Source organism: Anaerolineales bacterium, from assembly GCA_025808555.1.
Lineage (GTDB): Bacteria > Chloroflexota > Anaerolineae > Anaerolineales > UBA11579 > JAMCZK01.
Genome location: CP075526.1, coordinates 1,561,042 through 1,580,543 on the forward strand (window position 1 = coordinate 1,561,042; position 19,502 = coordinate 1,580,543).

Below are 19,502 nucleotides of genomic sequence, written 5' to 3' on the forward strand. Positions count from 1 at the left end.
GCCTAATCTGGCTATTAGCCAGTGCGCGGCTTGTTTTCTAGCAGTGGATATAATCATTTCATGAGCGCTCTTCTGGCTGTACTTCAATTTGTGATCGCGATTGCTGCGCTGATCGTGGTGCACGAGCTTGGTCATTATCTCGCCGCTAAGCTGTTCGGCATCAAGGTGCAGGAATTTGGTATTGGTTTTCCGCCGCGCATCGTGCGGCTGTTCAAGATCCAAGAAACTGAGTTCACGCTGAACGCCATTCCTCTGGGCGGGTTTGCCTTGCCTGCTGGCGAGAATGACCCGGACGTGCCGGGTGGTTTTTCTGCCGCCGCGCCGTGGAAGCGCATCTTCATTTTTGTGGCTGGCCCGGCCATGAACCTGCTGGCTGCCCTGGTGTTGTACGCCATTATCTTCGTCCAGCTTGGCCGCCCAGACCTCAGCGTGGTGCAAGTGATGAGCGTCTCGGAGGATTCTCCCGCTCAGCAGGCGGGCCTGCTAGTGGGCGACACCATCACGCATATCAACGGCCAGCCTGTCAACAGCAGCGAAGATCTGCGCAGTGTGATCTACGATAACCTTGGCAAAGAAGTGCTGATCGAATATCAGCGCAATGGCCAGCATGACCGTACGCTGTTAGTGCCGCGTGACCCCGCCCCGGCAGATGGAGCGATCGGCATCTCCATGGGCCATCCCAGTACGCCGATTGGCGTTGGTGAGGCGCTGAGCCAGGGAGCGCTGGCCATTTATGACCAGGCCGAGACCTTGCTCACGCTACCCATGCGCATTGCTAGCGGCGAGATTGACGGAAGCCAGGGCCGCCTGGTGGGCTACAAGGGCATGTACGATATCTACACTGAAGTGCGCGAGGCAGATGCCGCGCCCGATAGCCCCTTACCTTCGGGCGTGAATACCCTGTCGTTCTTCGCTTCCATCTCGGTTTCGCTGGGTTTGCTCAACCTGCTGCCCGTGCCGGCGCTGGACGGTGGCCGCATCCTCTTCACCCTGCCTGAGCTGTTCTTCGGCAAGCGCATTCCGATCGCATATCAGAACGCCGTCAATCTGGTGGGTATTGCCTTCCTGCTGATGGCAATGGTTTACATCAACCTGCAAGACTTCCTCAACCCGCTCGTCATACCTTAAATGGAAAACGATAATCATTCTGAAGACCAACTGAGTTTTAGCGACGTGCTTGCCGCACTGCAAGATGAGAAAACGCCGCTGGCGCCGCGCTATCTCTATCGCTTATCTGCCCTGGAGCCTGCCGACCTGGCTGCCTTGCTGCCGGTCTGGCAGCAGCTTTCCGCCGCTCGCCGTGTGGCCGTGCTCGAAGACCTCGAGATGCTGGCTGAGAGCAACACCGTGATGGATTTTGACTCCGTCAATGAGATGGCGCTCACGGATGAGGACGCGCGTGTGCGCGTGGTTGCCATTCGCGGCCTGTGGGCCACCGAGCAGCCGGCGCTCATCGGCCAACTTGTGCAGATCCTGCAGACTGACAAGGATATGGATGTGCGCGCCCAAGCCGCCGCTGGCCTTGGCCGTTTCGTGTACTTGGGTGAAGTGGGCGAGATCTCTGCCGCGGCCCAGCAAGAGGCCGAGGCGGCTCTGTTAGAAGTGCTGCATGGCGACGAGGACCCGCTCATCCAGCGCCGAGCGCTTGAATCGATGGGTTTCTCCAGCCGCCCCGAAGTGGCCGAGCTGATCGAGAACGCCTTTGACGGCGGCGAAGAGGAGTGGGTGAGCAGCGCTCTGTTCGCCATGGGCCGCTCAGCCGACGAGCGCTGGGGGCCGCAGGTGATGCATAGCCTGGCTGACCCCAATATGGAGATCAGCCGCGAGGCGGCCAAGGCCGCCGGCGAGCTGGAGCTCAGCGAGGCGCGCCCCGGCCTTTTTGATCTGCTGCAGGATGAAGAAAGCGAAGTGCGCCTGGCGGCTGCCTGGGCGCTATCGCAAATTGGCGGCAATGGCATAGCCGACGCACTTGAGGAAATGATCGAGCGCGCTGAAGATGAAGATGAGATCGATCTTCTCGAAAGCGCTATTGAAAACCTGGCCTTCGCCAATGAGATGGATGAGCTCAACTTGCTGGATTTCTCGCCAGAGGATCTGGAAGATTTTGCCAATCCCGACGCGGTTGACGACGAAGACCCCGATCAGGAATAGCATCCCCACCCCCGGTGGCGGCCTATAATTCATTCTTATGCGCACTCTGGGCCGCTTCGGCGCGCTTGCCGCCCTTGTTTGCTTTACCGCGCTGGCCCCGACAATCGGGGCCAGCGCGCAAGAGGTGGTGGAGTTCACTGCTCACACGGCTGATTATCACTTTAGCGAGAGCTTCAGTTTTGCGGCTGAGTTCAATAGCAGCGCGGTCATTCTGGATGGCTATGTCTTTTACCAGGTCGGTGAAAGCGAACGCATCTGGGTCTACGAGGGGGATGTAGGCCGCGGCCGCCTTGATGTAACCGTACGGCTGGATGATAGCAACCAGCCCAAAGCCTTTACTACTGTTCGTTATTGGTTCCGTATTGCTTCAGATCACGGCGAATTCTTTGAAAGCCCGCGCTATAACCTGTATTACGAAGACAATCGTTTCGATTGGCAGCAAGCTGAGCTTGGCGTATTCACCCTGTATTGGCACAGTGGCGGGCCAGAGCTGGCTGCGGCTGTGCTGACCGCCGCCGCCGAAGGCGTGGCCCGGGTGCAGGCGGTGTTGCCGCTGCCTCAGCCGCACCCGGTCACGCTGCGCGTTTATGCCAATCTGGCTGACCTGCAGCGCGCCGCCGATCTGGCTGCCTACCCCTGGGCGGCGGGGCACACGCAGCCCGGCGCCGGGGTGCTGCTGTTCGCTCTGGAACCTGGTGCGCCGCCGGCGGCTTTGCGCCGTGTTCCACACGAAGTGGCGCATCTCACGCTCTATGATGGGTTGGGGACGGAGGGCTTTGCCAACTTGCCAGCCTGGTTAAGCGAAGGCGTGGCTGTCCTCGCCGAAGGTGAGCCTGACCCGCAGCAGCTGGCCCTGCTGAATGCTGCGGCGCAGGCAGGTGCGTTGCCTGCGCTGTATTCACTCTGCGGTCAATTGCCGCAGGAACCCGGGCTGGCCCAGCTTGCATCCATACAGTCCGGCTCTCTGGTTCGGTATCTGGTGCAGCGCTTTAATCCAACCGGTTTTGCTATCCTGGTGGAAGCGTATGCGCGCAGTGGCGACTGCATCAATGCCCCACAAGCGGCTTTTGGCGTCGACCTGTTGCAGCTGGAGCTGGAATGGCGTGCGGCCACGTTTGAGCAGCCTGACCCGCTGGCCCAGGTACCATGGGGCACCATCGCTTCCGCTGCTGGAGTGGCAACGGTTTTGTGGCTAATCAGCCGGCTGGCGGCGCGCAGCGGGAGGTAGGATGAACGAACGCATGACGGCCATCGTGCGCGGTGGCGTGCAGGGCGTCGGCTTCCGCTATTTTGTGTGGCAGCAAGCCCGCAGCCTGGGCCTGACCGGTTGGGTGCGCAACTTGCTCAACGGCAATGTTGAGGTGCTGGCCGAGGGCAGCCGTGCTCACCTGGAGCAGATAGCCCTTGCCCTGCGCAGCGGCCCGCCAGCAGCCGATGTCAAAGACTGCGAGATCGAGTGGCTGCCAGCCAGCGATGAATTTGCTGGTTTTGACGTCAAGTATTAATTACTACAACCCCAGCCGTTTCTCTTTCAACGAAACAAAGCGGCCCTGACCCACAATGATGTGATCCAGCACTTCTAGTCCAAGGAGCTGCCCGGCTTCGCGGATGGCTTTGGTCAGCGCTATGTCGTCCGGGCTGGGTGTTGGGTCGCCGCTGGGGTGGTTGTGCACCAGGATGATCGCGGCGGCGTTCTTGCGGATCGCCGGTTTGAACACATCGGCAATGCGCACCGGCGCGCTGTTGAGTGAGCCGCGGTAGATCTCCGCAATTTCGATGACCTCGTTGCGCGTGGTCAGCAGGATCGTGCGCAGATGCTCTTGCTCCAGTGCGCTCATTTCGTATTGCACCAGCGTGGCCGCGTCTGCCGGGCTGCTGATGCGCACGCGCTGCTCGGGGTCCTGCGTGTGCAGGCGGCGGCCAAGCTCGATGGCAGCCTTGATCGTGGCGGCTTTGGCTTCGCCCAGGCCGTGGGTACTTTCCATCTCGGCAAAGTCGGCGCGGTGCAGGCCCGCCAGTCCGCCAAAGCTTTGCAGCAGGCGCTGAGCCAGCGCTACCGCGTTCTCGCCCTGCAAGCCAGTGCGCAGCAGCACGGCCAGCAGCTCAGCGGTGCTGAGTGAGCCTGCGCCGTGCTGTTTGAGCCGTTCGCGCGGGCGTTCGTTGATGGCAATGTCAGCTATGCGGTAGGTGGTTTCATCCCCCATAAGTGTAGTGTAATCAAAAATTAGCCACTTATGAGGCTGGCGTGGGCAAAATTGTTTTACGGTATATTCCCTGCATGCCATGGCGAGCCATTCTTTTCACTGTGCTGGCGTTGGCCTTGGGCAGCCTGGCGTGCAATATGCAGCGTGTGCTCGATCCTTCGCTGCCCACATCTACATTGCCCAGCGCCGCTCAGGCAACACCCGTCACCCCACAACCCACCGCTGCGCCCACCCCAACCAATAGCGCCCGCGTACAGTCTGCCGACCGCCTGTTCTTCTACGGCGATTGGGAAGGTGCGCTGGCTGAGTATCAACGCGTATATCAGAGCGATGAGCCGGATCTGCAGGCACCCGCGCTGCTGGGTGTGGGCCGTGCTTATGTGAAACTGGGCCGCTACGCCGAAGCGGCTACCGCGCTAAACAGCGTGATCAGCCAATTCTCGGCCAGCGAACATGCCGCCGCGGCCTATTTTGCCCTGGCGGAGATGCATACCCTGCAGAACAACCACGCTGCCGCGGCGCAGGCTTATCAGCAGTACATAGATACGCGCCCCGGCGTGCTGGATGCCTATGTACATGAGCTGCGCGGCGATGCCTTGCTGGCCGCTGCGGACACCGATGGCGCCCTGGCGGCTTACAACGCCGCCATGCTGGCCCCGCGCCTGGGCGATACGCTGGCCCTGCAGGTCAAGATCGGCAAGCTGCACACCACCCGCAATGACCATCAGGCTGCCATCCTGGTCTATCAGAACGTTTACACCACCACCGCCAACGATTATCTGAAGGCTGAGATGGACCTGCTGATGGGCCGCGCCTACCAGGCCATGGGCGACAGCGCCCAGGCGCACGCCTTGTTTCAGGATGCGGTTACCAAGTTTCCGCTGGCCTTTTCCTCGTATGCTGCTTTGGTGGAGCTGGTCAATGCCGGCGTGGCAGTGGATGAATTGCAGCGCGGCCTGGTGGACTATTACGCCGCTACCAATAGCAGCGGCAGCACCGCCACCGAGTTGTACCTGGTCGCGATCGCTGCTTTTGACCGCTATCTCAGCACCGCACCAGCAGACCACAACGATACGGCCCACTATTTCCGCGCCCTCTCTCTGCGTAATACTGGCGACTATGAAGCCGCCATCCGTGAGTTGGATGGCATGCTCGCCGAGCATCTCCTGGGCACCTATTGGCTGGACGGCTATTTGCAAAAAGCAGATATTCAATGGCGTTATCTGGATAACTTTGATGCTGCCATTGCCACCCTCGAGGGTTTCCTGGTGACCAACGCCGGCCATCCCAATGCGGCCCGGGTGCTTTATCAGGCGGGCATGGTCGCCGAAGTGGGTGGCCGGCTCACCCGCGCCGCCGAGATCTTCCCGCGTGTGGCCAACGAATATCCCGCCTCTGAATATGCATACGATGCGCTGTTTATGGCGGGCATATCGCGCTATCGCCTGGGCGAGTATGTAGCCGCTCAAAGCCTGTTTGCCCGTGCCAACCAGGCCGCCCTTAGTCTGGAGCAGCAGTCGCAGAGCCACTTCTGGATCGGCAAATCCCAGAACGCCCAGGGAGACACTGAAGCGGCGCGTAACACTTGGCGCACTACCATCACGATCGACCCGACCGGCTATTACAGCGAGCGCGCTCGCGACATCCTGGATGGCTTTGATCCCTTTGAGCCCCCAGCCGACTATCACCGCGAAGTGGACTTGGAAGCAGAGCGCCAACAGGCTGAGGCCTGGCTGCGTAGTACTTTCAGCCTGCCGATGGATACTGACCTCAGTGTGCCTGGTCCGCTATGGCAGGATGCCCGCTTCGTGCGCGGCACAGAGCTGTGGCACCTGGGCCGCTATCAGGCGGCCCGCAATGAGTTCGAAAGCCTGCGGGCAGACCTGAGCACGGATGCGGCCAATTCCTACCGTCTGGCGAATCACCTTGTGGAGCTGGGCATGTACCGCAGTGCGGTTTTTGCTGCGCGTGAGGTGCTCAATCTGGCAGGCATGACCGACGCAGGCACCATGAATGCGCCAGTCTATTTCAACCGGATTCGCTTCGGGCTCTATTACCAGGATCTGGTGGAGACGGACAGCGCCCGCCGCGGTATTGACCCGCTGTTCGTTTACAGCATGATGCGCCAGGAGAGCTTGTACGAGGGCTTTGTCACCTCGTCGGCCGGGGCGCGAGGTTTGCTGCAGATCATCCCGTCTACCGGGCAGGAGATGGCTGTCCACAGCGGCTGGCCGCCCAATTTCACCGGAGAAGACCTATACCGCCCTAATGTCAGCATTCGCCTAGGCGTCGAATACCTGGCGCGCCAGCTCAACGCTTTTGACGGCGATCTCTACGTAGCCTTGGCCGCATACAACGCCGGCCCGGGCAATGCGATCTTCTGGCGTGACCAAGCCCAGGGTGACCCGGATCTGTTCGTTGAGATCGTGCAATTCACGGAAACGCGTAACCACTTGCGTAGCATCTACGAGATATACGATATCTATCGCAGGCTGTACGCAGCTCAATAAAAAACGCTCGTATCGGGCGTTTTTTTGTTTATGGTGTGGTTGCTGCAGGCGTATCTGTGCTCTGCTGGGGTTGTGAAGTGGGCTCCAGCTCGTCTAGCTGGCCACGCGCCACCAGGAACCACTCGGCCAGTGTAGTGAAGCGGTCGCTGGTCTGGTACAGCGGCCCAACCGATACGCCACGCACAAGGGAGGACACGCCATAGCTATAGACCGGGAAGTACAGCGGGATCGCCGGCGCCTGATTGATGAAGTGGTTCTGGAAGTTGCGGTACAGGCGTGCGCGCTGCACCTGGCTGGTGGTCACACGGGCTTCTTCCAGGTATTCGCTGGCGCGGCGATCATCCCAGCGGGAGTAGTTCTGCCCGCCGGAGACGGCGGCCTGGTGCCAGAAGGGGTAAGGGTCCGGGTCAGGGTAGTTCGAAAGGTTCAGGTCGATCAGCGCCGCCTGGTAGCTGCGCGGCTCAAGGTAGTTTGCGATCAGATCAGCATATGGAACGGCAAGCAGGTTGACTTCAATTCCCAGCGCAGCCAGGTCGCTTTTGATGCTCTCAGCGATCAGGGTGTGCTGGGGTGTGTCCGGGTGCGCCAGCTGGAAACGCAGGTCAATACCGTCTTTGCTGCGCACCTGGCCGCCAGTGGCGGGAATACTGTAGCCGGCCTCGCGCAGCAGGTTGGTGGCCGCTTCCACGTTGTACTCAATGCGTGGCAGGCTTTCGTTGTAGGCCCAGGTGCCAGGCAATATCGGTCCATTGGCCAGCATAGCCTGCCCGCCCAGATACTGGTCAATGATCCACTGGCGATTAATGCCTTGCAGGATCGCCTGGCGCACGCCTAGCTCGCTGAAGAACGGCACTTCCGTGCTGCCCAGGTTCATGATCATCATCGTGAGGCGCGGCAGGCGGCTGGTGTACACGCTCAGCGAGGGATCATTGAGTGCGTTGCTCAATACCTGCGGGCTCAGATAACTTACACCCATCACATCGCCGCGCTGGTAGGCGGCATAGGCGGCCTCAGAACTGTCGTAATAGTTGAAAATGACCTGATCGAGAAACGGCCGGCCAGCGTAATAGCCATCCCATGCTTCCAGAACTACACCATTGATCTGCCCATCCTGAGACAGCAGTTCGCCGAAGCGGTAAGGGCCGGAGCCAACGGGCTGTAAGTTATAAGGAGCATTCAACAGCTCGACCGCGCTCATGTTTCCCAGCAGGTGCTGGGGCAGTACGCCAAAGGTCAAATAATCCTGAAACGGGGCAAACGACTTGGGCAGGACGAGCTGCATATTGCGCGGGTCAAGCACGATGACTTCCACTGAGCTCCACAGGTTGCGCACATCCGCCGGGATGGGCAGATCTGGGTTGCGCATCAGTTCAATGGTGAAGGCAACATCTTGGGTTGTGAGGGGCGCGCCGTCGTGCCAGGTCAGGCCTTGGCGCAGGGTGATGTTGTACGTTTCGCCGGTCACCACCACGCCCCAGGCCTCGGCCAGGTCAGGCTGCGGGTTGCCGCGCTCGTCAAAGCGAAGCAGGCCGCTGAACAGCAGGCGGTTGATATCCTGGTCAGCCGGGTTGGCGTCGTCAAGCAGGGGGTTAAGGCGGCCCAGGGTCCCCACCAGGCCTTCGATATAGATGCCGCCTTGGCCCGGCTCAGCCGTCAGGCTGCGCAGAAGGGGTTGCCGCGCCAGTAACAGAATGGCAATGGCAGCCAAGGCCAGCACCACAAGCAGGAGCTGCCAACGAAGCTTTTTCATTGTGAAGCGTAACCGGCTTCAGAAACCAGAGTTAGCCTGATACGTATACCGTGTAGATAGCCAGGGCGAAAAAGACCACGCTCAGGACGATCGTAGCCCGGAACAGGGTCTTCTCCAGGCCGCGGCGGGTGGAGAAGGTGGTGGCTACCTCAGCGCCGCCAATGCCCCCCAAGCCTGCTTGCTTGCTCTGCAGCAGGATGGTGGCCACCAGGGCAACCGAGGTAATGATGATCGCAATATCGAGAATCGTTTCCATTTGTTTTTACACCAATCCTATAGGGTCAAGCGGTGGCGATTATACCTGTGGCTTTGAAGCTTCGTCAATTCGCCGGCAATTTAACATAGTAACTACTCATTCAAAAACTTATGTTCTATAATTGCTTTTATGGTCGCCAACTTTAATCTTCAGGCTCCTTTCAAACCCACGGGTGACCAGCCCGAAGCAATTGACAAACTGCTGGCTGGCTATAAACAAGGCCTGCGCCAACAGGTGCTGCTTGGCGCCACTGGCACCGGCAAAACCTATACGATGGCCAATGTCATCCAGGCGGTGCAAAAGCCCACTCTGGTGTTGGCGCACAACAAGACTCTCGTGGCCCAGCTGTATGCCGAGTTTAGAGAATTCTTCCCGGACAATGCGGTCGAATTCTTCACTTCGTATTACGACTACTACCAGCCCGAAGCGTATGTGCCGCGCAGTGATCTTTATATTGAAAAAGAGACCGATATCAACGAAGAGATCGAGCGGCTGCGCCTGGCTGCCACCACTTCGCTGATGTCGCGCCAGGACACCATCGTGGTCGCCTCCGTGTCGTGCATCTACGGCTTGGGTAACCCCGAAGCCTATGGCCGCGTGGTGCTCAATCTGGAAAGCGGCAAGCCTTACCGTCGAGACAACTTACTGCGCCACCTGGTGGACATTCACTACGAGCGCAAGGATACAGACTTGGAACCCGGCGCCTTCCGCGTGCGCGGCGACACGCTGGAAGTCGTGCCCGCCTATCAGGACAAGCTGGCCTATCGCATCACCTTCTTCGGTGATGAGGTGGAGCGCATGGTGGAGATCCATACCGTCACTGGCGAGATCCGCCGTGAAATGCAAACCATCGCCATCTACCCTGCCAAGCACTTCATTACTGATGAAGACAAGCTGGCAGCTGCGATCATAGGTATTGAACAGGAGCTGGTAGAGCGTCTCGCCTTCTTGAAATCGCGCGACAAGCTGCTGGAGGCTCAGCGCCTGGAGCAGCGCACGCGCTACGACCTGGAGATGCTGCGCCAGGTGGGCTACTGCACCGGCATCGAGAACTATTCGCGCCATATGGACCAGCGCGCCCCTGGTACGCCGCCCTGGACGCTGATCGATTACTTCCCGGCTGACTTTCTGATGATCATCGACGAGTCGCACATGACCATTCCGCAAGTGCGCGGCATGTACAACGGTGACCGGGCACGCAAAGACATCCTGGTGGAATATGGCTTCCGTTTGCCCTCTGCGGTGGACAACCGCCCGCTCACTTTCGATGAATTTGAACAGCGCCTGGGCACAGTGGTCTACACCTCCGCTACTCCTGGCGAATACGAGCTCAAGCGTGCCCAGCAAGTGGTCGAGCAGATCATTCGCCCCACGGGGCTGATCGATCCCCAGGTGGAGGTGCGCCCGATCACCGGCCAGGTGGATGACCTGGTTGGCGAGATCAACAAGCGCGTTGCCGAAAAGGAGCGCGTGTTGGTGACCACGCTCACCAAGCGCATGGCCGAAGACCTCAGCGAGTATCTGCTGGAGCTCGGTATCAAGGTGCACTACCTGCACTCCGAGGTTGAAACGCTGGACCGCATCAGCATTCTGCGCGATCTGCGGTTGGGTGTCTTTGACGTCGTGGTCGGCATCAACCTGCTGCGTGAAGGCTTGGACCTGCCCGAGGTGTCGTTGGTGGCCATTCTGGATGCCGACAAAGAGGGCTTCCTGCGCTCGGAGACGTCGCTGATCCAGACCATTGGCCGCGCCGCCCGCCATGTGCGCGGCCGGGTCATCATGTACGCAGACAAGATGACCGACTCGATGCGCTATGCCATCCAGGAGACCGAGCGCCGCCGCGCCAAGCAGGAAGCCTACAACACCGAACACGGCATTGAGCCGGTGGGCATCATCAAGGCCGTGCGTGATCTGACCGACCAGATCAAGGTCCAATCTATGGCCGAAGCCAAGGGCGAGTACAAGACCGGCGCCGACAAGGAAATGTCCCGCAAAGAGATGGAACGTCTCATCAGCGAGCTGGAAGCCCGTATGCGCCAGGCCGCCAAGAACCTCGAGTTCGAGCAAGCCGCCCTGCTGCGCGATCAGCTCTACGATGTGCGCACCCTGCTTGCCGAAAGCGCTGACCTCAAGCCCTGGGAAAAGATCCGCGTGATCGCCGGGCGCAGCGAAGAATAATATGCCGCCGGTCAACAACGTTACCCGTATGCTGGCTGCCAAGGGCGTGGTCTTTGAGGCTCACGAACTTCCAGCTGAGAAGCTCAGCGGTTTGGAGGCAGCTGCCTATTTAGGCGTGGACCCGGCCCAGATGTACAAGACCATTGTTGCCATCCGCCCGGATGGCGGCAAACCCGTGCTGGGCGTGGTTCCCGCCGCGGCCCAGATCGAGCTCAAGGCGTTGGGCCGTGCCCTGGGCGGCAAGAAACTGCAGCTCGCCACCCAGGCCCAGGCGGAGAAGCTCACCGGCCTGCAGACCGGCGGCATTTCTCCACTGGCCTTGGTGGCCAAGGGGTTTGAGGTAGTGGTGGACACTAGCGCGTTGCAGCACCAGACCATGTATGTTTCAGGCGGCCAGCGCGGGCTGAACATTTCGATCGCGCCCAGCAGCTTGCTTGAACTCACCCATGCCAAAACCGCTGAAATTGCGGCTATCATTTAAAGACAACATATGAAGATTGCGCATATTTGCCAGTCATATCCTCCAATGGTCAGCGGGCAATCCTTTATGGTGGAGCGCCTGGCGCGCGGCGCACATGGCCTGGGACACCAGGTCATGGTCATCAGCGCATCTGACCGCAAAGAACCCTATACCACTGTCACCAATGGCATTCACCTGGTGCGCCTTACATCTTGGCGCAACCCGCTGCGCGTAGGCCAGCGCCTGACGGTGTGGGGCGCGGGCGAGATGAAAGCGGCCTTGCTCGACTTCCAGGCTGATATCGTCCATTTGCACGACCCGACAAACTCCGGCTTGGCAGGTATTGCTGCTGCGCGTGCCTTGCGCATCCCTGTGCTGCTGACCGCGCACGCCATGCCCTGGCTCATCAATGCCTATTTGCCTGATATGCCTGTAGTGGCGCGTACGGTTGAATCAATCTCCTGGGCTTATGCCCGCGGCGTGATTCGCCGTTGTGATCTCGTTGTCGCCCCCTCCCTGCGCGCTGCCCGCGAAATTCACGAGGAGACTAAAGTGGATGTACGCGTGGTCAGCAATGGGGCAGACTTGAGCCGCTTCACCGACGAGCCGCTACCGCGTGAGGAAGAGCTGGACCTGCGCGAAAAATTTGGCATCCCGCCGGATGTTCCGATCATCCTGCATGCCGGCCGCCTGGATTCTGACAAGAACGTGCCCGCCGTGGTGCGCGCCGCGGCCCGCGCCATGAAGAACAATGACGCCCATCTGCTGCTGGCAGGCGATGGCGTAGAGCGCGAAGACCTGCAGGCCTTGTGCGCCGAGCTGGGCATTGCCGAGCGCGGCCACTTCCCTGGCTTTGTTGACTCCAAGACCGATCTGCCAAAGGTGTTCCGCATGGCAACCCTGTTCGTTACCGCCAGCGAGATGGAGGTACAGAGCCTGGTACTGCTGGAGGCGATTGCCAGTGGCTTGCCCGTCGTGGCGGTGGACGCCACCTCCGTTTCTGAAATGGTGGAGCACGGCAAGAGCGGTTACTTGGTGCGCTCGGGTGATGAGCGCAGCATGGCCTCCGCCATCACCAAGCTGCTCAATAACCCGGATGCCAGCTCCTTTGGCCGCCGGGCGCGTGAAATTGCCGAACAACACACTCTTGAGCGCACCTTCAAGGGCTACGACGAGCTGTATCGCGAAGTCTTGGCCAAGCGCGCCGCCGCGCGTGAGCGCCGCGCTGGCTTGCTCAATCTTTAGTCTTGGTTCATAGCAAGTTTTCACATACATGGTGCACGTATGGCGCGGATGCTAGAATATATGTGCGATGTTTCCCTCTGAACAGATCCTGGCCCAATTAAGCACCTTGCCAGACCGCACCGGCTGTTACCTCATGAAGGATGAGGACGGCAAGGTCATCTACGTCGGCAAGGCGTTGAGCCTGCGCAGCCGCGTGCGCTCCTACTTCCATGCTGGCGCCCAGCACCACCCGCGCACCGAGCACATGGTGCAGCGTGTGCGCGAAATCGAGTGGATCGTAGTCGCTTCTGAGCTCGAGGCTCTCATCCTCGAGATGACCCTCATCAAGAAGCACAAGCCGCACTACAACGTGCGCCTCAAGGATGATAAGCGCTACCCCTACATCAAAGTGCATTGGGCTGATCCGTTCCCCAAGGTGACTGTCACCCGTCACATGGATGCTGATGGCTCGCGCTATTTTGGCCCGTATACCAGCGTGTGGGCGGTGCACAAAACGCTGGATGTACTGCGCAAGATCTTTCCTTATCTCACCTGTGACCGCGAGATCACCGGGCAGGATACACGTGCCTGCTTGTATTACGACATCAAGCTGTGCACCGCTCCCTGCATCGGCATGATCGATCAGGCCAATTACCGCCAGATGATCTCTGACCTGTGCGAATTTCTCAACGGCCGCACGGAGCCCATCGTCAACCGCCTCACGGCTGAGATGAACCTGGCATCCGCCAAGCTGCGCTACGAAAAGGCAGCCGCCGTGCGCGACCAACTGCAGGCCATTGAAAGCATCGTGGAGCGCCAAAAGATCATCTCGACCGATTACGTCGACTCAGACGTCATCGCCATGGCCCGCTCCGAGCGCGAAGCCTGCGTGCAGGTCTTCTTCATCCGCGGCGGCAAGCTCATTGGCCGCGAATACTTCATGATGGAGAACACGGCCGACAGCCCGGATGCGGATGTCATGGCCGAGTTCATCAAGCAATACTATGACCAGGCCGCCAGCGTGCCGCCTGAAGTCCTGCTGCCGCAGGAAGTCGAAGAAGCCCAGGTGATCCGCCAGTGGCTCAGCAAGCGCCGCGGCGACGGCGGTGTCGAGATCAAAATTCCGCGCAGCGGGCCTAAGCACGAGCTGATCCAGATGGCCGCTGAGAATGCCGCCGAAACCCTGGCCGCCTTGCAGACTCAATGGCAAGCGGATGCCCACCGCCAGACCCAGGCGCTGGCCGAGCTGCAGGAGGCGCTGGGGTTGGATGCCGCGCCTGAGCGCATCGAGTGCTACGACATTTCGAACACGCAGGGCACCGCGGCTGTGGGCAGCATGGTGGTCTTCGAGCGCGGCGTGCCCAGCAATAAGCTTTATCGCCGCTTCAATATCAAGACGGTTGAGGGGCCGGATGACTTTGCCAGTATGCAAGAGGTGCTCGCCCGGCGTTTCAAGCGCTGGGCCGCCGCCGAACAGCCCAGCGAAACGCCCGGCAAAAAGCCCGATGCGGCCTTCGCCAAACTGCCTGATTTGCTGATCGTGGATGGCGGCCGCGGCCAGCTGGCTCGCGCCATCGCCGTATTGGAAGAATTCCACCTCACAGATCGCGTGCCGCTTATCTCGCTGGCCAAGCAGAGCGAAGAGGTCTTCCGCCCTGGGTATGCCGACAGCCTGCTGCTGCCGCGCAACTCGCAGGCTTTGTTCTTGTTGCAGCGCATCCGTGATGAGGCCCATCGCTTCGCCATCACCGCCCACCGCAACCGCCGCAGCAAGAGCAGCCTGGTTTCGCAGTTGGACGGCATTCCCGGCATCGGCCCCAACCGCCGCCGCGCTCTGCTCAAAGCCTTCGGCTCGGTGGATGCTTTGCGCACTGCTGAGATCGAGCAACTGACCGCCGTCAAAGGCATCACTCCGTCGCTGGCCGCCAGCATCAAGGGGCACCTTGGCTGAGACCAAGCTCGCTTGGCTCGTGGACGATGATGAGGAGATGGCTTCCGCCATCGCCCTCATGCTCAAGCTGCTCGGCTACCAGGCACGCGGCTTCCTGGATGCGCCCAGCGCCGCTCAGGCGCTCCTGGCCGGCCAACCCTGCGACTTAATTCTGCTGGATCTCAATATGCCTCAGGTCAGCGGCAAGGACTTCTTGGAGTTCGTCCGCCAGCGCGCTGAGTTCGCCCGCCTGCCGGTGGTCATGCTGACCTCCGAGTTCAACGAGATCATCATGGATGAGCTCTTGCGCGCTGGCGCAGATGGTTATGTCACCAAGCCCGTCTCGCTGGCGGAGTTGGAGCAGGCGGTTGCCGACGCCCTGCAAGCGCGCCGTGCTGAATAAGGTATAGTTTGCTTATGGCCAAGAAGCAAACCAAGACCAAGCTCTCATTTAGCCAGATCCTTTTTGCGGTGCTGGCGCTGCTCATCATCATTACGATGATTTTGAGCTCTGTTCTGACAGTTTGAGATAGCTTTTGATAGGCAGGGCAGGGGGTAATAGCGCAAATCCGTTCCGCCAGGAGGTTGTATGGCACGTTTGACGCGCCCCGTTCTTCTTTTACCCTTGTGTTTTGCACTGGGCCTGCTCTTTGATGTGTTGTTGTGGGATCAGCGCTGGGGTATTTCCTTCACTTTGTTCATCATGGCTGCCGCCGGCCTCGGTCTATGGCAGGCAAGCCGGCTAAAGCTGCAGCCCGCCCGCCGCAGCTGGTGGCTGCTGGTAGCCGCGCTCGGCTTTGCCGCGGTTAGTGCCGTCCGAACTGAGCCGTATACGCTCCTGTTCACGCGCGGCTTCTCCGTGTTGATGCTCATGCTGTTCGCCGCCGACCTGCTGGCGGGCCAATGGCTGCGTTATCGCTTCAGCGACTTCTTCGTCAAGTTGGCCGGCTTGGTGCCCGCCGGCTGGATGGCGGTGAGTGGCTACAAGCCCGTCAGGCGAAGCAAAAAACAGCCCGCCCGCCCTTGGGCGGCGGTGCTGCGCGGTCTTTTGCTTGCGCTGCCTGTGGTCCTGGTGTTGGCTACGTTGCTGGCTTCGGCCGATAGCTACTTTGGCAATTGGCTGGGCGGCCTGGTGAGCTTCCTCAGTTTGGACCGCCTTCCCGAATACATCGCGCGCCTGGTGCTTATCTCGATCGTCGCTTTGACGGCTTACGGCGCCTATACCTACGCGTTCCTGCGCAGCGGGGCCGGCGCAGCCAAGGCCGCCCTTGTAAAACCGTTCCTTGGTTTCACTGAGACGCTTGTGGTACTGCTCAGTGTAGCTGTGCTTCTAGCCAGCTTTGTCGTCTTCCAGTTCCAGCATTTCTTCGGCGGCGTTGAGAATATTCTCGGGCCGGAGGGTTACACAACCTACGCTGAGTATGCCCGGCGTGGCTTTGCCGAGCTGTGCCTGGTGGCCGTGATCGTGCTGGTTCTCTTCGTGCTGCTCAGCAGCCTCAGCCGCCGCGCAGCCGCCCAGCAAAAGTACTTCTCCGGCCTCGGTGCCTTGCTGTTTGCGCTGGTGGCAGTGGTTCTGGTTTCTGCCTTCCAGCGCCTGCTGCTGTATGAGCAGGCGTATGGATTCACCAGCATGCGCCTCTTACCGCATATCTTCATGGTATGGCTCGGCGTTCTGCTGTTGGCCCTCGTGTTGATGGAGCTGACCGGGCGCCAACAGTACTTTGCCGCGGCAGTCTTGCTTGCCGCGGCAGGTTTTGTGGCTGCCCTGCCCATCCTGAACCTTGACGCCTTCTCGGCCCGTGCCAACATTGCGCACGGGCTGCAAATTCCCCCGCAAGCTTCACGTGAGCAAGTCGTGGACCGCAGCTACCTGGCCAGCCTCTCGTCTGACGCCGTGCCCGCTTTGGCGCAAGGCTTCCTCAGCCAGCAGGCGGCTGGCAACCATGCGCTGGCCCAACAGCTGGCTGTTGCCCTGGCTTGCAATGCCTACGAAAGCAATGGCTATGAACATGCCTGGCGTGATTGGACGCTCTCTCGCCAACAGGCCGCGGCCGCCTGGGCGCACCTACAGTCTCAGCCGGGCTTCCCGGCCATCACCATTCAAGATCATGACCGTCAGCTCTTCGCCATTGTGGATGGCGAAGAGATCCCCTGCAATATCTACGAGTGGTAACTGCCCGCCAGGCCCTGCCAGCTTTAAGCTGGCAGGGCTTGGCTGGTATCATTCGCGTACGTGAGCACCCCAAGCCTGCAAGTGCGTGAAAATCAAGATTGGCTGGCGGATCTGCGTGCCGCCTCGCCTGAGGCCATCGCTGACCTGCGGGCCGTGCTGCTGCGCGGCCTGCGCGCCGCCCTGGCCGGCCGCGTGAACGGTGACCTGGACACCATCAGCGAAGACTTTGTGCAGGAGGCCGTGCTCAAAGTGCTCAGCAGCCTGGATAGCTTCCGCGGCGAAAGCCGCTTCCTCACCTGGGCACAGAAGATCGCCATCCACGTAGCCTTGTCTGACTTGCGCCGCAAGCGCTGGAAGGACGTCTCCCTGCAGGAATACACCGAAACCCCTGAAGGCGAAGAATACACGCCACTGTTGCTGACCGATCCGGGCGCCTCACCTGAGCAGGAAGCCGCCCGCCGGGACCTGTTGCGCAGCGTCGAACGCCTCATCATGGAAGAGCTCACTGAGCGCCAGCGCACCGCCATGCTGGCCATTTTGCAAGATGGCGTGCCCCTGCAGGTGGTGGCCGAACGCATGGGCACCAACCCCAACGCCCTGTATAAGCTGCTGCATGATGCCCGCCAGCGCATGAAGCAGCGCCTGGAAGAGCAGGCCGGCTTCTCCGCTCAAGAGGCCCTGGCCCTGTTCGAGACCAACGGATCATGAGTAATATTGCTGGAGTTTGGGTAGTCTAGGAGTCGCAGAGATGGCACGCATTAAGTCTTCCACCCTTAAGGAATTGCTGCATCGCATCCTCAAGACCCAGAAGGATGAGATCGGCTGTGAAACCTGCTTTGAAGGGTTGGACCGCTTTGTAGAGATGGAACTGGACGGCAAAGACGCCGCCCAGGCCTTGCCATTGGTCCAACGTCACCTTGAGATGTGCACGGGCTGTGGGGAAGAGTACCAGGCGCTCATTACCGCTCTGGAAAGCCTGCAGACGGATCAATAGCCCCATTAACCAAGGATGAGGCCACTCTGGCCTTAAAAAGGCTGCGGGTATAATCGCCCGCATGCCGGATGTTGAAGACATCGAAAAGACTGTTCCCAGTTCTCCCAAGCGCCCTCCAAAGCAAAAACAGACGCCCCAGGCAACCGATCCTGAGCCGCCCGCGCCGACGGAGAACGCTGAGACGCAGCAAGTATCTGTAGCCGCTGAAACCGCGCCGCCCAAGCCGCCGCGCCGCGGCCGCCGCTGGTTGTTTGGCCTCATTGTGGGCTTCATTGCCATCGTGGGCCTTGCCGCGCTGGGTGGCGCCCAGGCCGGCATCAACTCCCGCACTAACGCAGAGAGCATGACCCGCGCCATCGAGGCCGAAACGCAGTTCCAGCTTGCCCAAAGTGACCTGCAGGCTGGCCGCTGCGACTTGGCCCGCCAGCGCTTTGAATATGTGACCGAACTCAACCCCAGCCACCCGGGCCTGGTGGCTGCGCTCTCACAGGCCGTCTTGTGCACCACCGGCACCGCCACGCCGCAGCCCGGTGAGGAGGCTGGCCCCACGCCCACGCCTGATATGCGCGGGCAAGACCAGGCCTATAACGATGCCCGGGCGCAGCTGGCTGCCCGCAGCTGGGATGACTTGCTGCTCACCCTGGATACTTTGCGTACAAACTTCCCTGACTTCCATCCCATTGAAGTGGACGGCATGTATTTCACCGCCCTGCGCAATCGCGGCGTCATGCGCATCCTGCCACCCATGGGTGACCTGGAGGGCGGCATCTACGATCTGAACCGCGCCGCCCAAATTGGCCCGCTGGACACCGAAGCCATCATGTACCGCCAATGGGCGGTCAACTACATCATCGGCCAGAGCTTCTGGGAAGTGGATTGGGAGCAGGCGGTGAACTACTTCCAACCGCTGGTTGCGGCCGCCCCCAATCTGCATGACATCAACTTCTTCACCGTGCAGGAGCGTCTGGCAACTGCATCTGCCTTCTACTCATTGGATCTTGTTGATCGGGCCGAGCGCCTGACGCGTGATGATCAGTGGTGCTCGGCTGATGAGCTGATGCGCCAGGCCGCTGCCCTCGCGCCGCTCTCGCCGGAGCATCAAGCCATGGCCGATAGCTATGCCGCCACTTGTCTCGAGCGTGGTAACGGCTAGCGCATGATCCCGCAGTGGGCGCTGCTTATCTCGTTCTGGTTGCACATGCTGGCCACGGTGGCCTGGCTGGGCGGCCTGGCGGCGATGGCGCTGTTCGTGTTCCCCAGCATGCGCCGCACCCTCACCGTAAAAGAATTTGCCACGTGGGCTAATGCCCTCAATCGCCGCCTGGACCCTGCCGGTTGGTTCAGCTTGGGTATCCTCACGTTCACAGGTTTGTTGCAGATGGATGGCAATGCCAACTACGAAGGCTTGCTCAGCATTTCCAATGCCTGGTCCGTAGCCATCTGCCTTAAGCACATCGTCTTTCTGGGCATGATCGGCGTTTCAGGCGTGCTCACCTGGAGCGTTGCCCCGGCTCTCAGCCGCGCCGCGCTGCAGCAGGCGCGCGGCAAGGCCAGCGGAGCCGCGGTGGAGCACACCTTGCGCCGCTTCCAGTCACTGATCGTCTTGAACCTGTTGCTGGGTTTGCTCGTGCTGGCGTTCACTGCCATGGCACGGGTGGCCTAGCGCTTTCGG

At 60.4% G+C, this 19,502-nt stretch carries 18 protein-coding genes; 15 read left to right on the plus strand and 3 right to left on the minus strand.

The window, feature by feature from the left end; genetic code table 11:
* The first annotated feature begins 60 nt into the window (after positions 1-60).
* From KIT08_07875 to KIT08_07890, 4 genes are read left to right on the plus strand one after another with little or no spacing between them, the layout of a single operon-like run.
* Complete coding sequence (locus KIT08_07875) at positions 61-1,128, plus strand: site-2 protease family protein (GenBank protein ID UYN89006.1); 1,068 nt, start codon at positions 61-63, stop codon at positions 1,126-1,128.
* Positions 1,129-2,151, plus strand: coding sequence for a HEAT repeat domain-containing protein (locus tag KIT08_07880; GenBank protein ID UYN89007.1), 1,023 nt, complete (start codon positions 1,129-1,131; stop codon positions 2,149-2,151).
* A 37-nt stretch (positions 2,152-2,188) separates the two neighbouring features.
* Positions 2,189-3,379 carry a hypothetical protein gene (locus KIT08_07885; protein ID UYN89008.1) on the plus strand — a complete coding sequence of 397 codons (1,191 nt, stop codon included), beginning with the start codon at positions 2,189-2,191 and terminating at the stop codon, positions 3,377-3,379.
* A gap of 1 nt (position 3,380) precedes the next feature.
* Positions 3,381-3,656, plus strand: coding sequence for an acylphosphatase (locus KIT08_07890; protein ID UYN89009.1), 276 nt, complete (start codon positions 3,381-3,383; stop codon positions 3,654-3,656).
* A gap of 3 nt (positions 3,657-3,659) precedes the next feature.
* Here the strand turns inward: KIT08_07890 and radC are convergent, their stop codons facing one another.
* The gene (radC, locus tag KIT08_07895; protein UYN89010.1) at positions 3,660-4,355 is read right to left on the minus strand and encodes a DNA repair protein RadC; all 696 of its coding nucleotides are present in this window, start codon (positions 4,353-4,355) and stop codon (positions 3,660-3,662) included.
* Positions 4,356-4,429: 74 nt separating this feature from the next.
* Here radC and KIT08_07900 point away from each other — a divergent pair, with 74 nt between their 5' ends.
* Entirely contained in the window at positions 4,430-6,865 is a 2,436-nt protein-coding gene (locus KIT08_07900; GenBank protein UYN89011.1) for a tetratricopeptide repeat protein, read from the plus strand.
* 28 nt (positions 6,866-6,893) lie between these two features.
* On the opposite strand, the gene KIT08_07905 is transcribed toward KIT08_07900, so the two are convergent.
* Together KIT08_07905 and secG are read right to left on the minus strand one after the other, a co-directional pair.
* Complete coding sequence (locus KIT08_07905) at positions 6,894-8,615, minus strand: peptide ABC transporter substrate-binding protein (GenBank protein UYN89012.1); 1,722 nt, start codon at positions 8,613-8,615, stop codon at positions 6,894-6,896.
* A 31-nt stretch (positions 8,616-8,646) separates the two neighbouring features.
* Positions 8,647-8,871 (minus strand): preprotein translocase subunit SecG, encoded by a 225-nt coding sequence (gene secG / locus KIT08_07910; protein ID UYN89013.1) that lies wholly within the window; start codon positions 8,869-8,871, stop codon positions 8,647-8,649.
* 129 nt (positions 8,872-9,000) lie between these two features.
* Between secG and uvrB the strand changes: the two genes are divergently transcribed.
* The 10 genes from uvrB to KIT08_07960 all read left to right on the plus strand — a co-directional run bounded on the left by uvrB (position 9,001) and on the right by KIT08_07960 (position 19,493).
* The gene (uvrB, locus tag KIT08_07915; protein UYN89014.1) at positions 9,001-11,049 is read left to right on the plus strand and encodes an excinuclease ABC subunit UvrB; all 2,049 of its coding nucleotides are present in this window, start codon (positions 9,001-9,003) and stop codon (positions 11,047-11,049) included.
* Between the two features lies 1 nt (position 11,050).
* Positions 11,051-11,530 (plus strand): hypothetical protein, encoded by a 480-nt coding sequence (locus KIT08_07920; protein UYN89015.1) that lies wholly within the window; start codon positions 11,051-11,053, stop codon positions 11,528-11,530.
* 9 nt (positions 11,531-11,539) lie between these two features.
* Positions 11,540-12,754 carry a glycosyltransferase gene (locus KIT08_07925; protein ID UYN89016.1) on the plus strand — a complete coding sequence of 405 codons (1,215 nt, stop codon included), beginning with the start codon at positions 11,540-11,542 and terminating at the stop codon, positions 12,752-12,754.
* A 67-nt stretch (positions 12,755-12,821) separates the two neighbouring features.
* Positions 12,822-14,684 (plus strand): excinuclease ABC subunit UvrC, encoded by a 1,863-nt coding sequence (gene uvrC, locus KIT08_07930; protein ID UYN89017.1) that lies wholly within the window; start codon positions 12,822-12,824, stop codon positions 14,682-14,684.
* Positions 14,677-15,066, plus strand: a complete 390-nt coding sequence (locus KIT08_07935; GenBank protein ID UYN89018.1) for a response regulator — start codon at positions 14,677-14,679, stop codon at positions 15,064-15,066. Before uvrC ends, KIT08_07935 begins: the two co-directional genes overlap by 8 nt.
* 186 nt (positions 15,067-15,252) lie before the next feature.
* Positions 15,253-16,836: a DUF4173 domain-containing protein gene (locus KIT08_07940; GenBank protein ID UYN89019.1), complete on the plus strand. Its 1,584-nt coding sequence runs from the start codon at positions 15,253-15,255 to the stop codon at positions 16,834-16,836.
* Positions 16,837-16,896: 60 nt separating this feature from the next.
* Entirely contained in the window at positions 16,897-17,544 is a 648-nt protein-coding gene (locus tag KIT08_07945) for a sigma-70 family RNA polymerase sigma factor (protein ID UYN89020.1), read from the plus strand.
* 40 nt (positions 17,545-17,584) lie between these two features.
* Positions 17,585-17,830 (plus strand): hypothetical protein, encoded by a 246-nt coding sequence (locus KIT08_07950; protein UYN89021.1) that lies wholly within the window; start codon positions 17,585-17,587, stop codon positions 17,828-17,830.
* A 61-nt stretch (positions 17,831-17,891) separates the two neighbouring features.
* Entirely contained in the window at positions 17,892-18,983 is a 1,092-nt protein-coding gene (locus tag KIT08_07955) for a hypothetical protein (protein ID UYN89022.1), read from the plus strand.
* A gap of 3 nt (positions 18,984-18,986) precedes the next feature.
* Entirely contained in the window at positions 18,987-19,493 is a 507-nt protein-coding gene (locus KIT08_07960; protein ID UYN89023.1) for a hypothetical protein, read from the plus strand.
* Positions 19,494-19,502 lie beyond the last annotated feature (9 nt).